This is a genomic window from Streptacidiphilus carbonis (assembly GCF_000787775.1).
GTDB classification, from domain to species: Bacteria; Actinomycetota; Actinomycetes; order Streptomycetales; family Streptomycetaceae; genus Streptacidiphilus; species Streptacidiphilus carbonis.
Genome location: NZ_BBPM01000051.1, coordinates 21,845 through 36,151, shown reverse-complemented (window position 1 = coordinate 36,151; position 14,307 = coordinate 21,845). Strand labels below are relative to the sequence as shown.

Annotated in this window: 13 protein-coding genes; 7 read left to right on the top strand and 6 right to left on the bottom strand. The window is 71.6% G+C overall.

Annotated elements, in window-relative coordinates:
• Positions 1-24: 24 nt before the first annotated feature.
• The 3 genes from TR46_RS29590 to TR46_RS29580 all read right to left on the bottom strand — a co-directional run bounded on the left by TR46_RS29590 (position 25) and on the right by TR46_RS29580 (position 4,191).
• Positions 25-897 (bottom strand): alanyl-tRNA editing protein, encoded by an 873-nt coding sequence (locus TR46_RS29590; RefSeq protein ID WP_042407342.1) that lies wholly within the window; start codon positions 895-897, stop codon positions 25-27.
• Between the two features lie 60 nt (positions 898-957).
• On the bottom strand, positions 958-1,821 hold the full coding sequence (locus tag TR46_RS29585) for a Yip1 family protein (RefSeq protein WP_052433187.1): 864 nt from the start codon (positions 1,819-1,821) through the stop codon (positions 958-960).
• Between the two features lie 114 nt (positions 1,822-1,935).
• Positions 1,936-4,191, bottom strand: a complete 2,256-nt coding sequence (locus TR46_RS29580) for a (Fe-S)-binding protein (protein ID WP_042407339.1) — start codon at positions 4,189-4,191, stop codon at positions 1,936-1,938.
• A gap of 262 nt (positions 4,192-4,453) precedes the next feature.
• Here TR46_RS29580 and dnaK point away from each other — a divergent pair, with 262 nt between their 5' ends.
• The 4 genes from dnaK to TR46_RS29560 all read left to right on the top strand — a co-directional run bounded on the left by dnaK (position 4,454) and on the right by TR46_RS29560 (position 8,836).
• Positions 4,454-6,307, top strand: a complete 1,854-nt coding sequence (dnaK, locus tag TR46_RS29575; protein ID WP_042407336.1) for a molecular chaperone DnaK — start codon at positions 4,454-4,456, stop codon at positions 6,305-6,307.
• The gene (gene grpE / locus TR46_RS29570) at positions 6,304-6,957 is read left to right on the top strand and encodes a nucleotide exchange factor GrpE (RefSeq protein WP_042407332.1); all 654 of its coding nucleotides are present in this window, start codon (positions 6,304-6,306) and stop codon (positions 6,955-6,957) included. The genes dnaK and grpE overlap by 4 nt, the downstream gene beginning before the upstream one ends.
• Positions 6,958-7,095: 138 nt before the next feature.
• Entirely contained in the window at positions 7,096-8,274 is a 1,179-nt protein-coding gene (dnaJ, locus tag TR46_RS29565) for a molecular chaperone DnaJ (protein WP_042407329.1), read from the top strand.
• Positions 8,275-8,278: 4 nt separating this feature from the next.
• A complete protein-coding gene (locus TR46_RS29560) occupies positions 8,279-8,836 on the top strand; it encodes a heat shock protein transcriptional repressor HspR (RefSeq protein ID WP_084719048.1) in 558 nt (185 codons plus the stop codon).
• Positions 8,837-8,959: 123 nt separating this feature from the next.
• Here the strand turns inward: TR46_RS29560 and TR46_RS29555 are convergent, their stop codons facing one another.
• The gene (locus TR46_RS29555; RefSeq protein ID WP_042407326.1) at positions 8,960-10,063 is read right to left on the bottom strand and encodes an SLAC1 family transporter; all 1,104 of its coding nucleotides are present in this window, start codon (positions 10,061-10,063) and stop codon (positions 8,960-8,962) included.
• Positions 10,064-10,158: 95 nt separating this feature from the next.
• Between TR46_RS29555 and TR46_RS29550 the strand changes: the two genes are divergently transcribed.
• Positions 10,159-11,085: a LysR family transcriptional regulator gene (locus tag TR46_RS29550; RefSeq protein ID WP_042407321.1), complete on the top strand. Its 927-nt coding sequence runs from the start codon at positions 10,159-10,161 to the stop codon at positions 11,083-11,085.
• Between the two features lie 31 nt (positions 11,086-11,116).
• Here the strand turns inward: TR46_RS29550 and dhaM are convergent, their stop codons facing one another.
• A complete protein-coding gene (gene dhaM / locus TR46_RS29545; protein WP_042407318.1) occupies positions 11,117-11,530 on the bottom strand; it encodes a dihydroxyacetone kinase phosphoryl donor subunit DhaM in 414 nt (137 codons plus the stop codon).
• 52 nt (positions 11,531-11,582) lie between these two features.
• Between dhaM and dhaK the strand changes: the two genes are divergently transcribed.
• Both dhaK and dhaL read left to right on the top strand, forming a co-directional pair.
• Positions 11,583-12,581 carry a dihydroxyacetone kinase subunit DhaK gene (gene dhaK / locus TR46_RS29540; protein WP_042407315.1) on the top strand — a complete coding sequence of 333 codons (999 nt, stop codon included), beginning with the start codon at positions 11,583-11,585 and terminating at the stop codon, positions 12,579-12,581.
• Positions 12,582-12,592: 11 nt separating this feature from the next.
• Positions 12,593-13,231: a dihydroxyacetone kinase subunit DhaL gene (gene dhaL, locus TR46_RS29535; protein ID WP_042407379.1), complete on the top strand. Its 639-nt coding sequence runs from the start codon at positions 12,593-12,595 to the stop codon at positions 13,229-13,231.
• Positions 13,232-13,488: 257 nt separating this feature from the next.
• Here dhaL and TR46_RS29530 read toward each other — a convergent pair whose 3' ends face one another.
• Positions 13,489-14,289, bottom strand: coding sequence for a carbon-nitrogen family hydrolase (locus TR46_RS29530; protein WP_042407311.1), 801 nt, complete (start codon positions 14,287-14,289; stop codon positions 13,489-13,491).
• Positions 14,290-14,307: the final 18 nt, after the last annotated feature.

Below are 14,307 nucleotides of genomic sequence, written 5' to 3'. Positions count from 1 at the left end.
GTAGCCCGAAAGTAGTCCGAAACCTCAACGTCGCTTGGGCGTGGTGACGGCGATCAGTTCGGTGCCGTCCTCGCTCAGGCGCAGCTCGGTGCTGAGCGCGGCGAGCTCGCCGAGGTGGTGCAGGTGGGTGCCGCCGCAGAAGATCGAGGCGCCGCCCTCGGGCAGGTCGCAGGCCCAGCGGCGGCGGGCGGTGAGCTCGGGGCCGGGGGCCTCGACGCGGACCGGGGCGTCGGCGGCGACCCAGGAGGCCAGCCGGGCGTTGACGGCCTCGGTGAGCGCGGGCAGATCGGCGGCGAGGTCGTCAGAGGTGAAGCCCTTCTTCCGGAGCGACTTGCCGATCCGGTAGGTGTCGGTGCTGGCGTCGGTGTCCATCCGTGAGGTGTCCATCGCCAGGCTGTCGAAGTCGGGGTGGCCCAGGGCGTCCGCGCGGCCCGGGTCCTTGCGCCAGCGCGGGGCCAGGGCCTCGTTGAGGGCCAGCGCCAGCAGGTGGCAGCCGGTGTGCGCGGCGCTGAGCGCGGCCCGGCGGTCGGCGTCCACTCGTAGCTCCACCTCGGCGCCGACGGCGACCGGTTCGTCGGTGACATGGACCACCAGCCAGGCCCAGCCCTCCTCGCCGCGCCGCACCGGGATGTCCGCGCCCAGCAGCAGCGCCCCGCCCTCCGGGCCCGGGCCCGGACCCACCGCGCCGGTCACGCAGTCGCGTACGGCCACGCCGCCGAGGCTGCCGGTATCGGCCGGCTGGTCTGGCCAGCTGTGGTCCAGCGGGTGGAACGGCGTCTCGGCGGTGACCACCGCGTAGCGCCCGTCGCCCAGCGGCTCGGCGGCGAGGACGGTCGAGCGGCCCTCGACGGCCCCGGCGGGGAAGGTCACCTGGGTGGACGTGCTGGGCAGCGGCATACGGCTCTCCTGGACGGATCGGACGGACCCGTCCATCTTCTCCCATCGGACCCGCAGCGATCAGCTGAGTGTGGGCAGCTTGATCACGACCAGCAGCAGGATCAGCTGGATCGACGCCGCCATCGCCGCCTTGCCCCAGGGCAGGTCGTGCAGCTGCCGCACCATCGCCGTCAGCAGCCAGGCGCAGAACAGCCAGGTGGCCCAGCCCAGCAGCTGGACGAAGCCGTTGTCCGCCGGCAGGAACAGCGAGAACAGCAGCCGGGGCACATCCGTGGCGAAGGAGATGATCATGGCGAAGCCGATGGTGGGCGCCCAGGCGCCGTCCCCGCCCAGCCTGCGGCCCAGCACATGGGTGACCCCGCCGAACATCAGCCCGGCGATGACCATGCCCACGGCGCTGGACAGCACATAGGTCAGCGCCAGCGAGAAGGTGGAGTTCAGCACCGAGTCCCGGGTGTCCCCGAAGCCGAAGACCGCCAGCGCGCCGTAGACGGCCGAGACGGTCAGCGCCACCGCCCAGACCTGGTGTCCGCGCATCTGCGCGAAGGTGCGGTGCGGATGCCGGAAGACGCCGGCCAGCAGCGGGCGCCAGGCCAGCCGTGCCGAGCTGACCTGCGGGTGCGCGGTGCCGGCCCGGTAGGTGGTGACATGCGTGCTGCCGCTGCCATTGCTGCTGCCGCTGCTGCCGTTGCCGATGCCATTGCCGTTGCCGGTAGCGGAGGCCGCCGCGCCGTTGTAGGCGCCGTCGTAGTAGGGCTCCGCCAACGGCTCGTCCGGGACCTGGACGGCGAACGCCCTGGTGTGCCCCGGCATGTCGTCATATCCGTTGTCCGACTCGGGACGGCCCTGCTCAGGAGTGTGGGCCGGCGCCACCGGCACCTGCCGGCCGCCGCCCCTGCCGAAGCTGAATCTGTTGCTGCCCACGTATGGACGGTACCCGCCGAACGGCCGCTGTTCCCATCGGAATGATCGACAGCGGCCGCTTGCAGCGCAGTTGTGACACCGTCACACCGACGGGGCCTCAGCCCCGTGCGGTGCTCAGGCCGACGGCACCGGCTCCGGGTCGCCCGCGGCGTCGGCCGGGGCCTCCGGGGCGGCCTTGACCGAGTCCAGCAGCAGTTGGGCCACGTCGACCACCCGCAGGTTCTCCTTGGCCGCGCCCTCGCTCTTCTTGCCGTTGGCGCTGTCGGACAGCATCACCAGGCAGAACGGGCAGGCGGTGGAGATGATGTCGGGGTCGAGCGACAGCGCCTCGTCCACCCGCTCGGTGTTGATGCGCTTGCCGATCCGCTCCTCCATCCACATCCGCGCGCCGCCGGCGCCGCAGCAGAAGCCGCGCTCCTTGTGACGGTGCATCTCCTCGTTGCGCAGTCCGGGGACGGCGGAGATGATCTCGCGCGGAGGCGTGTAGACCTTGTTGTGGCGGCCCAGGTAGCAGGGGTCGTGATAGGTGATCAGACCCTCGACCGGGTTGACCGGGACCAGCTTGCCCTCGTCGATCAGGTGCTGCAGCAGCTGGGTGTGGTGGATCACCTCGAAGTGGCCGCCCAGCTGCGGGTACTCGTTCGCGATGGTGTTGAAGCAGTGCGGGCAGGTGGCCACGATCCGCTTGACCGGAGCGTCCTCCAGCACCGTGTTCAGGGTCTCGACGTTCTGCGCGCCGAGCATCTGGAACAGGAACTCGTTGCCCAGCCGTCGGGCCGAGTCACCGGTGCAGGACTCCTCCTTGCCGAGGATGGCGAACTTCACGCCCGCGGTGTGCAGCAGCTCGGCGAAGGCCTTGGTGGTCTTCTTGGCCCGGTCCTCCAGGGCGCCGGCGCAGCCGACCCAGTACAGGTACTCGACCTCGGCCGGGTCGATGTCCTCGCCGATGACGGGGACCTCGATGCCGGTCTCCTTCTTCAGCTCCTTCACCCAGTCCAGCCGGGCCTTGGTGGCCATGCCCCAGGGGTTGCCCTTGTTCTCCAGGTTCTTGAGCATGGTCCCGGCCTCGGTCGGGAACGAGCTCTCGATCATCACCTGGTAGCGGCGCATGTCGACGATGTGGTCGATGTGCTCGATGTCCACCGGACACTGCTCCACGCAGGCGCCGCAGGTGGTGCAGGACCACAGCACGTCGGGGTCGATGACCCCGCCAAGCCCATTGGTTGCAGCCTCGGCGGTGCCGATCAGCGGGCGCTCGGCCTCGGCCAGGGCGGCCGCGGGGACGTTCGCGAGCTGCTCCGGCGTCGCGGTCTCGTTGCCCTCGGCGTCCTTGCCGCCGCCCGCGAGCAGGTACGGGGCCTTGGCGTAGGCGTGCTCCCGCAGGTTCATGATCAGCAGCTTGGGCGACAGCGGCTTGCCGGTGTTCCAGGCCGGGCACTGCGACTGGCAGCGTCCGCACTCGGTGCAGGTGGAGAAGTCCAGCAGGCCCTTCCAGGAGAACTGCTCGACCTGGGAGACGCCGAAGACCGCGTCGTCGGCCGGGTCCTCGAAGTCGATCGGGGTGCCGCCGGAGGTCATCGGCAGCAGCTCGCCGAGGGCGACCTCGCCGCTCTCCTCGCGCTTGAAGTAGATGTTGAAGAAGGCCAGGAAACGGTGCCAGGCCACACCCATCGAGGGGTTGAGGCCGATGGTGATCGCCCAGGTGAAGGAGATCGTGATCTTCAGCATCGCGAAGAAGTAGATGAGGTTCTGCAGCGTGGCGGCGCTCAGCCCCTTGAACGCCAGCACGAGCGGGTAGCTGACCGCGTACTGGACCTGGTAGTGGCCGACTCCGGCGAGCGCGCCCTCCAGGCCGCGCAGCACCAGGATGCAGATGCCGATGCCGAGGATCACGTACTCGACGAAGAACGCCTGCCAGGCGATCGAGCCGGCGAAGCGGCTCTTGCGGCCGGCCCGGCCCGGCAGCGACAGCAGCCGGATCACGATCAGGGTGATGATGCCGAGCGTGGTGAACAGGCCGACGACCTCTTCGAACAGCTCGTACGGCCACCAGTTGCCGATCAGCGGCAGCGCGAAGTCGGCCTGGAACAGCTGGCCGAAGGCGGTCACCAGGGTGAGCACCAGGCAGAAGAAGCCGGTGGCGACGAACCAGTGGGCCACCCCGACGACGCCCCAGGTGGTCATCCTGGTGTGGCCGAGGAACTCCTTCGCCACCGTCCTCACCCGCTGCACCGGGTTGCCGGTGCGCAGGCCGGCCGGCACATCTGCGCCGAGCTTGACGAACGTGTAGATGTAAAGGGCGGCTCGCGCGGCCAGCGCGGTACCGACCAGTGTCGTGACCAGTGAGATCACGATCGCGGCGAGCTGCATCGCTCCGTCTCCTAGGGCTGGCGTATAGCTGCTTGAGCCGAGTGTACCCGCCGGTAACTTAGCCGGGAACCGGCAGGTCCCGATCAGCGGGACCCTACCCCGCACCGGGCGCCCCCGTTCCTATGCCGCCGGTCACATGAACCCATTCGGTGTAGGGGCTATATAAAGTTGAGCCAGCTCCACTCAGCTCTGTTGACGCATCGAGATCGGCAGGGCATGATTGAGCCCGTCAAGCTCAACTTCCCCTCTGGAGGGTTCCACGATGGCTCGTGCGGTCGGAATCGACCTCGGAACGACGAACTCTGTCGTCAGCGTCCTCGAAGGCGGTGAGCCCACCGTCATCACCAACGCCGAGGGCGCCCGGACCACACCGTCCGTCGTCGCCTTCGCCAAGAACGGCGAGGTCCTCGTAGGCGAGGTCGCCAAGCGCCAGGCGGTCACCAATGTCGACCGGACCATTCGGTCCGTGAAGCGGCACATGGGCACCGACTGGAAGGTGAACATCGACGGCAAGGACTTCACGCCGCAGCAGATGTCCGCCTTCATCCTGCAGAAGCTCAAGCGCGACGCCGAGGCGTACCTGGGCGAGAAGGTCGCGGACGCGGTCATCACCGTCCCGGCCTACTTCAACGACTCGGAGCGGCAGGCCACCAAGGAGGCCGGTGAGATCGCGGGCCTCAACGTCCTGCGCATCGTCAACGAGCCGACCGCCGCCGCCCTGGCCTACGGCCTGGACAAGGACGACCAGACGATCCTGGTGTTCGACCTCGGCGGTGGCACCTTCGACGTGTCGCTGCTGGAGATCGGCGACGGCGTCGTCGAGGTGAAGGCCACCAACGGCGACAACCACCTCGGTGGCGACGACTGGGACCAGCGGGTCATGGACCACCTGGTCAAGCAGTTCCAGAACGGCCACGGCGTCGACCTGTCCAAGGACAAGATGGCGCTGCAGCGTCTGCGTGAGGCTGCCGAGAAGGCCAAGATCGAGCTCTCGTCCTCGACCGAGACCACGATCAACCTGCCCTACATCACCGCCTCCGCCGAGGGCCCGCTGCACCTGGACGAGAAGCTCTCGCGCTCCCAGTTCCAGCAGCTGACCTCGGACCTGCTGGACCGCTGCAAGACCCCGTTCCACAACGTCATCAAGGACGCCGGCATCCAGCTGTCCGAGATCGACCACGTGGTCCTGGTCGGCGGCTCCACCCGGATGCCCGCCGTCGCCGAGCTGGTCCGCGACCTGACCGGCGGCAAGGAGCCCAACAAGGGCGTCAACCCGGACGAGGTCGTCGCCATCGGCGCGACCCTCCAGGCCGGCGTGCTCAAGGGCGAGGTCAAGGACGTCCTGCTGCTCGACGTCACCCCGCTGTCCCTCGGCATCGAGACCAAGGGCGGCATCATGACCAAGCTGATCGAGCGCAACACCACGATCCCGACCAAGCGCTCCGAGATCTTCACCACGGCCGAGGACAACCAGCCGTCCGTGCAGATCCAGGTCTACCAGGGCGAGCGCGAGATCGCGGCGTACAACAAGAAGCTCGGCATGTTCGAGCTGACCGGTCTGCCGCCGGCCCCCCGTGGCCTGCCGCAGATCGAGGTCACCTTCGACATCGACGCCAACGGCATCATGCACGTCTCCGCCAAGGACCTCGGTACCGGCAAGGAGCAGCGCATGGCCGTCACCGGCGGCTCGGCCCTCCCCAAGGAGGACATCGCGCGGATGATGCGCGAGGCCGAGGAGTTCGCCGAGGACGACCACAAGCGCCGCGAGGCCGCCGAGACCCGCAACACCGCCGAGCAGCTCGTCTACACGACCGAGAAGTTCGTCAAGGACAACGAGGACAAGGTCCCCGGCGAGGTCAAGGACGAGGTCGCGGCCGCGGTCACCGAGCTGAAGGAAGCCCTCAAGGGCGAGGACAGCGCCGCGATCCGCGAGGCCACCGAGAAGCTCTCGGCCACCTCGCAGAAGCTCGGCCAGGCCCTCTACGCCCAGGCGGGCGAGGGCGCGGCCGCGGCCGGCGGCCCGACCGACGCCCCGCAGGACGCCGCCGCCGCCGATGACGACGTCGTGGACGCCGAGATCGTCGACGACGAGAAGCGCGAGGGCGGTGCACAGTGACCGAGGAGAAGACGCAGGGCGACGAGAAGGAGCCCGGCGCCGACTCCGCCGCGAAGGCCGCGGAAGGTTCCGGGGGCTCCGGGAAGGACGGAGCCGCCGAGGCCGCGGCGTCGGGCGCTGAGGAGCTGGCGGAGGCCCGCAAGGCGCTCGCCGAGCGCACCGCGGACCTGCAGCGGCTCCAGGCCGAGTACCAGAACTACCGCAAGCGGGTCGAGCGGGACCGGGTGACGGTGCGTGAGATCGCCGTCGCCGCGCTCCTGGAGAACCTGCTCCCGGTGCTGGACGACATCGGCCGGGCGCGCGAGCACGAGGAGTTGACGGGCGGCTTCAAGTCCGTGGGCGAGTCGCTGGAGACCGTGGTCTCCAAGCTCGGGCTGCAGCAGTTCGGGAAGCAGGGCGAGCCCTTCGACCCGCAGCTGCACGAGGCCCTGATGCACAGTTACTCGTCCGACGTCTCCGAGACCACGTGCGTGCAGATCCTGCAGCCCGGGTACAAGATCGGTGAACGGATCATCCGGCCGGCGCGGGTCGCCGTGGCGGAGCCCGAGCCGGGCGGCTCGGGCGAGTCCGAGGGCGACGTCAGCGACGCCCGCCAGGATGACGCGGGTTCGGCTGCCGGCGCCAAGGGCGACGGTGGCGACGAGGACTGACCCGATGGCGCCCGTGGGACCGCATGCCGGAGCTGCCCGCTCCGGGGTGCGGTCCCACGGCACCATCCCCGTCAGCGTCGTCTTCGACAGCAGCGCCATCCGTGACAGAACAGCCGGTGAGGGAAGGAGGCGATTCCGTTGAGCAGCAAGGACTTCGTGGAGAAGGACTACTACAAGGTCCTCGGCGTGCCCAAGGACGCCACCCTCGCGGAGATCAAGAAGGCCTACCGCAAGCTGGCCCGGGAGTTCCACCCGGACGCCAACAAGGGCGACCGCAGTGCCGAGGAGCGCTTCAAGGAGATCTCCGAGGCCAATGACGTGCTGTCCGACCCCAAACGGCGCAAGGAGTACGACGAGGCCCGGACGCTGTTCGCCAACGGCGGCTTCCGTACCGGCGGCGGCGGGACCGGCGGCTTCGGCTTCGACTTCGGCGACCTCTTCAACGGCGGCCAGGGCGGCCAGTCGGGCACCTTCGGCGGCGGTGGGGGCGGCGGCGGTCTGGGTGACGTCTTCGGCGGCATCTTCAACCGCGGCGGCACCCGTACGGCCCAGCCGCGGCGCGGCGCGGACGTCGAGTCCGAGGTCACGCTGAGCTTCATGGAGGCGGTCGAGGGCACCACCGTCCCGCTCCGGATGACCAGTCAGGCCGCGTGCAAGACCTGCGCGGGGACCGGCGCCAAGGCCGGCACCACGCCGCGGGTCTGCCCGACCTGCGTCGGCACCGGGCACGTCCAGCGCGGCCAGGGCAGCTTCGCGCTGTCCGACCCGTGCCGGGACTGCAAGGGCCGCGGGCTGATCGTCGACGATCCCTGCGAGGTCTGCCACGGCAGCGGCCGCGCCACCTCGGCCCGCACCATGCAGGTGCGGATCCCGGCCGGTGTCGCGGACAACCAGCGGATCCGGCTCAAGGCCAAGGGCGCCCAGGGCGAGCGCGGCGGCCAGCCGGGCGACCTGTACGTCACCGTGCACGTCCAGGACCACCCGGTCTTCGGCCGCAAGGGTGACAACCTGACCGTGACCGTCCCGGTGAGCTTCCCGGAGGCCGCGCTGGGCGGGACCATCCGGGTACCGACCCTGGGCGGACCCGCGGTCAGCCTCAAGATCCCCGCGGGGACGGCCAACGGCCGTACGATGCGGGCCCGCGGGAAGGGTGCGGTGCGCAAGGACGGCACCCGCGGAGACCTGCTGGTGACGGTGGAGGTCGCGGTGCCGCCGGAGACCGACGGCGAGGCGCTGTCGGCCCTGGAGAAGTACCGCGAGGCCACGGCGGACGGCGACCCGAGGGCAGCACTGTTCAAGGCCGCAGAGGAGGCGTGAGGTGATGGACGGCAAGAGGACCGGCTCCGCCGGACAGGACCGGTCCCAGGACCGGGCCCGGTCGATCGGTGTCGGGCTGGGCGACGGCCTGCCCGGGGGCGTTCCCGGGCCGGGCCGGGGACGCGGCGCGGGGCGCGGCGGTGCCGCGTACCAGCTGACCGAGCTCACGCCGGTGTACGTCATCTCCGTCGCCGCGCAGCTCAGCGGGTTGCACCCGCAGACACTGCGGCAGTACGACCGGCTCGGCCTGGTCTGCCCGGACCGCACGGCCGGGCGCGGGCGGCGGTACTCCGCGAGGGACATCCAGCAGCTGCGGGAGGTGCAGCGGCTGTCCCAGGAGGAGGGGATCAACCTCGCCGGGATCAAGCGGATCATCGAGCTGGAGAACCAGGTGACGGCGTTGCAGGCGCGGGTCGCCGAGCTCCAGGGCGAGGTCGCCTCGGCCGGCGTGGCTGCTTCGCAGCGGGAGGCGGCGGTGCACGCTTCCTATCGGCGGGACCTGGTGCCGTATCAGCAGGTGCAGGCCAGTAGCGCGTTGGTGGTCTGGCGGCCCAAGCGGTAACGGTGCGGGCCGGCACATGGTTGCTGTTCGCGCAGTTCCCCGCACCCCTGTAGGCATGTGCAACTGAGCCAGTTGCAGCACGTAAGGGGCGCGGGGAACTGCGCGAGAACCATTTACGGGGGTTCAGACGGCCGGTAGCAGCACCCCCGTGGCGAGGCCCCGTACGGTGCGGACGCCCACGACGGTCCAGGCTGTGAGCAGCAGGGCGTAGAGGCTGACGGACAGCACCGCGAAGAGGTCGAGACCGGTGAGGTGCCACAGGCCTGCGGTGCCGGTGACGCAGGTGCCCACCGGGAAGGTGAAGGCCCACCAGGTCATCGCGAAGGGCATGCCGGACCGCAGGGTCCGGACCGTGGTCGCCACGGCGACGCCGAGCCAGAGGAGGGCGAAGCCGATCACCGTGGCGCCGTAGAGCAGGGCGAACCCGCGCAACGCGGGGGCCGCGGTGGTGAACTGGGTGGCTGCGGTGACCGACTGGCCCAGCGGGCCGAGGACCAGGAAGAGGGTCGGCACCAGAGCCGGCGGCAGCGGGCCCTCGTGGATGAGCCGGCTCCAGATCCCCGGCAGCAGCACCAGGGTCGCCAGCAGGCTGACGCCGAAGAGCCCGACGCAGAGCGCCAGCATGGTGTCCCTGGCCTGGCCGCCGGCCGGCAGGTGCGGGATGAGCGCGGGGCCGAGCGCGGCCGACACCATCGGGGCGACCACCGGCAGCAGCAGCGTCGGGGCCGCCTCGGCCCGCTCCACCCGGTAGCGGTTCAGCAGCAGGTACATGATCCCGGCCGCGGCGCCGACGGCGTAGACCGTGCCGCCGATCCACAGCGCGGCGTCCAGGGCGACCGCGTCGCTGCCGTGTCCGACCAGCGGCGCTCCCGCGCCCAGCGCCCCCGCGCCGACGGCGAGCATCGCCATCGGCGGGCAGCCGAGGAAGACGGCGGTCGCCGGGTCGTCCAGCGCACGGATGCGGTTCGGCAGCCGCCGGGCGGAGAGGCGGAGCGCCGCCAGCGCGGTGAGCATCAGCAGCGACAGCAGCCAGACCGCGGCGGCGGCGTCGGCCAGTGCACGGCTCTGGACGGCGGCGGGCAGCGCGTGCGCGCCGTTGGCGACGATCGCCGTGCCCATCACGGCCGCGTACCAGTTCGGCCCGAAGCGGCCCGGTAGTCCGGAGAGCCGGGTCGCGGGAGCGGGGGAGAGGGTCCGAGGAGCAGCAGCAGTCGCGGTGGTGGCCATGACTCCACGGTCGTCGCGCGGACGGCCCCCCGGTAGAACCTCCCGGGCGATGAGGCCATAAGCGTCCTCTATGAGCGGAGCTCTACCCTGGACCCATGAGCAGCTCTCCGCACCCGCACCCGCACCTGTCGCACCGGATGCCCGACCTGGGCGCGATGGAGCTGCTGCTCGCCGTGATCCGGCTGGGCAGCCTGGGGCGGGCCGCGGCCGAGCTCGGGGTCACCCAGCCGGCGGCGTCCGCGCGGATCGCCGGGATGGAGCGGCAGATCGGCGTGCCGCTGCTGGAGCGCTCCCCGCGCGGCTCGCGCCCGACCGAGGCGGGCTCGCTGGTCGCCGAGTGGGCCGCACCCGTGCTGGCCGCCGCGCAGGCGCTGGACGCCGGGATCGGCGCGCTGCGCGAGCGCCGGGACGGCCGGCTGCGGGTCTCGGCCAGCCTCACCGTCGCCGAGTACCTCATGCCCGGCTGGCTGATGGCCCTGCACACCGCCTTGCCCGACACCGCGGTGACGCTGCGCGCCGCCAACTCCGCCGATGTCGCGGCGCAGGTACTGGCCGGGGAGGCGGACCTGGGGTTCGTGGAGGGGCTGCGCACCCCGCCCGGCCTCGACGAGGTCCGGATCGCCGCCGACCGGCTGCACCTGGTGGTCGGCCCCGGCCATCCGTGGGCGCGGCGGGGCCGTCCGGTCGACGGCGCGGAGCTGGCCGCGACGCCGCTGGTGCTGCGGGAGCAGGGCTCCGGCACCCGGGAGGTGCTGGACCGGGCCCTGGCCCCGTACGGGGGTCCGGCCGCGCCGTTGCTGGTACTGGCCTCGACCACGGCGCTGAAGGCGGCGGCGGTGACCGGCGCGGGGCCGGCCGTGCTCAGTGAGCTGGCCGTCGCGGACGAGGTGGCCCGGGGCCGGCTGGTCTCGGTCCCGGTCGCCGGCCTGGACCTGAGTCGTCCGCTCCGTGCCGTCTGGCCGACCGGAACCCGCCCGGCGGGTCCGGCCCGGGAGCTGCTGTCGCTGACCCGGGTGAAGTGACGGTCCGTAGTGACAGCCCGTCGGCCCCCACTCAGAACTTCGGCACGCCGCGCGCGTCCCGCGCCGTCGCCACCGCCTCGGCCAGGCCCGCGCCGGTGGAGGCCAGCACCGCTGCGGCCACCGCCCCCTCCACGAACGGAGCATCCACCAGCACGACGTCCCCGCGCTCCAGGTCCTCCAGGACCATCCGGGCCGTCAGCACGGAACTGCCCAGGTCGGCGAGGACCAGCACCCCGGCGCCGCGGTCAGCCTCCGCGACGGCCCCGGCGATCCGCCCGTAGCTGGTGCCCAGCCGGCCGTCGTCGGTGCCGCCCGCGACAGCGACCGGGACCAGGCCGGCGCTCAGCTGGGCCAGCAGGTCACGCAGGCCCGAAGCCAGCTCGGGGCTGTGCGAGACGAGTACGATTCCGACCGACGGAAATGAAACACCGTCACCTTCGCTCATGTGTGCTGATGCTAGGTGATGCTGGAACCTCCCACCGCTGAGGAGCCGTCGCGTGAAGAAGCTGATCAACTCCCCCGACGAAGTCGTGACCGATGCGCTGGCGGGGATCGCCGCCGCGCACCCCGGGCTGAGCGTGGACACCAAGGCCCGGGTGATCACCCGGTCGGCGCAGACCAGGATCGGCAAGGTCGCCCTGGTGTCCGGCGGCGGTTCGGGACACGAACCGCTGCACGGCGGGTTCGTCGGGACCGGGATGCTCGACGCCGCCTGCCCCGGCGAGGTGTTCACCTCCCCGGTGCCCGACCAGATGCTGGCCGCGGCCAAGTCCGTGGACGGCGGCGCCGGGGTGGTCTTCGTCGTGAAGAACTACACCGGCGACGTGCTCAACTTCCGGATGGCCGCGGAGTACGCCGAGGAGGAGGGCATCTCCGTGCAGACGGTCCTGGTGGACGACGACGTAGCCGTCCAGGACTCCACCTTCACCGCGGGCCGGCGCGGCACCGGGGCGACGCTGCTGGTGGAGAAGATCGCCGGCGCGGCGGCCGAGTTCGGCGGCAGCCTGGCCGAGGTCGCGGCGACCGGACGGCGCGTCAATGCCGCCTCGCGGTCGTTCGCGGTGGCGCTCACCTCCTGCACCACCCCGGCCGCGGGGCGTCCCGGCTTCGACCTGCCGGAGGACGAGATCGAGGTCGGCGTCGGCATCCACGGCGAGCCCGGCCGCAGCCGGGAGAAGATCCGGCCGGCCAAGGAGATCGTCGCGGACGCGATGGCCGCGATTCTGGAGGACCAGCCGCTGGAGTCCGGTGAGGAGGTGATCGCGCTGGTCAACGGGCTGGGCGGGACTCCGCTGCTGGAGCTCTACATCGTCTTCGGGGAGGTCGCCTCGGTGCTGGCCGCGCGGGGCGTGCGGATCGCCCGGAGCCTGGTCGGCAACTACGTCACCAGCCTGGACATGGCCGGGGTGTCGATCACGCTGTGCCGGGCGGACGAGGAGCTGCTGGCGCTGTGGGACGCGCCGGTGAACACCCCCGCGCTGCGGTGGGGGGTCTGACCGTGACGGTGCTGCTGGATGCGGACGGGGTGCGCGGCTGGATGGCGGGAATGGCGAAAGCCGTGGACCGGGAGCGGGACCGGCTGACGGAGCTGGACGCGGCCATCGGCGACGGGGACCACGGGATCAGCCTCCAGCGCGGGTTCACTGCCGTGGAGGCGGCGTTGTCGGCGGCTTCGGCGGGGACGCCCGGGGCGGTGCTGATGCTGGCGGGGCGAACACTGGTGTCGAGTGTCGGCGGGGCGTCAGGTCCGCTGTACGGCAGTGCGTTGCGGGCCATGGGCAAGGCGCTGGCGGATTCGGGGGGCGCGGACGCCGAACAGGTGGTGGCGGGGCTGGCGGCGGCGCGTGATGCGATCGCGGCGCTCGGCGGGGCCCGGGGCGGGGACAAGACCATGCTGGACGCATGGATCCCGGCCGTCGACGGGTTCGACTCGGCCGTCGCCGCGGGGGAGGCCTTGCAGGCGGCCGCACTCGCCGCTGCGGCGGCTGCCGAGGGCGGCGCCGAGGCGACCGTCCCGCTGGAGGCCCGGAAGGGGCGGGCGTCGTACCTGGGCCCGAGGAGCGTCGGCCACTTGGACCCGGGGGCGGCGTCCACCGTTCTGCTGTTCCGGGCGTTGGCGGATGCGGTGCAGGTCACCGGTGGTTGATGTTCGCGCATGCCCCTGCGCAGTGCGTGGTTGCTGTTCGCGCAGTTCCCCGCGCCCCCAGCAAGTGCAACCGGGCCGGTTGCAGCCGCTCAGGGGCGCGGGGAACTGCGCGAACAGCAACCACCCTCGTGGGAAGGCGTCGGCAGGACCTCAGCCAGGCAGTCCCCCAGGGGCGCGAGGAACTGCGCGAACAGCAACCACGCAGTGGGGAGAGCGGCAGCAGGCCCGGACCCAGGCAGTGGCTCAGCCGCGCGGCGTCAGCCGCGTTCCGCCGGGGCCGGGATCCCCATGATGCGGTCCCTCAGGACGGGGAAGGCCTCCCGGGACTTGGCGACGGCGGCCGGGTCCAGGTCTACGGTGAGGATCTCCTCGCCCTCGCCTGCCTCGGCGAGCACCTTGCCCCAGGGGTCGACGACGATGCTGTGGCCGCCCTGCGGCACCCCGCCGTGGGTGCCGGCGTTGTTGCAGGCCAGGACGTACGCCTGCTCCTCGACGGCCCGTGCCCGCGCCAGCAGGGTCCAGTGTTCGACCCGCCTCGCGGGCCACGCCGCCGGGATGGTGAAGAGCTCGGTGCCGGCGTCGAGCAGGGCCCGGAAGAGCTCCGGGAAGCGGAGGTCGTAGCAGGTCGCAAGACCGAGCGTGCCGAAGGGCGTCGCCGCCGTGACGATCTCGGTGCCGGCGCCCATCGCGACGGCCTCCCCGCTGTCGAAGCCGAAGCGATGGATCTTGCGGTAGGTGTGCACCAGTTCGCCGGTCGGCGAGAACAGCAGCGAGGTGTTGAAGATCGGTCCGTCCGGGTCGCGTTCGACGATCGAACCCGCGTGCAGCCAGACCCCGGCGTCCGCCGCGGCCGCGGCCATCGCCTCGGCGGTCGGGCCCTCCAGCGTCTCCGCCCCGGCTGACCAGGCGTCATAGGCGAAGCCGCCCAGCGGCCAGAGCTCGGGGAGCAGTACCAGGTCGGAGCCGCGCAGCCCGCGGACCAGGGCCGCGGTACGGGTCCTGCGGTCGTCCGGGGACTCCGCCGGATCGACGTCGAGCTGGATGAGCGAGGCACGCACGTTGTCACCCTCCCAGGT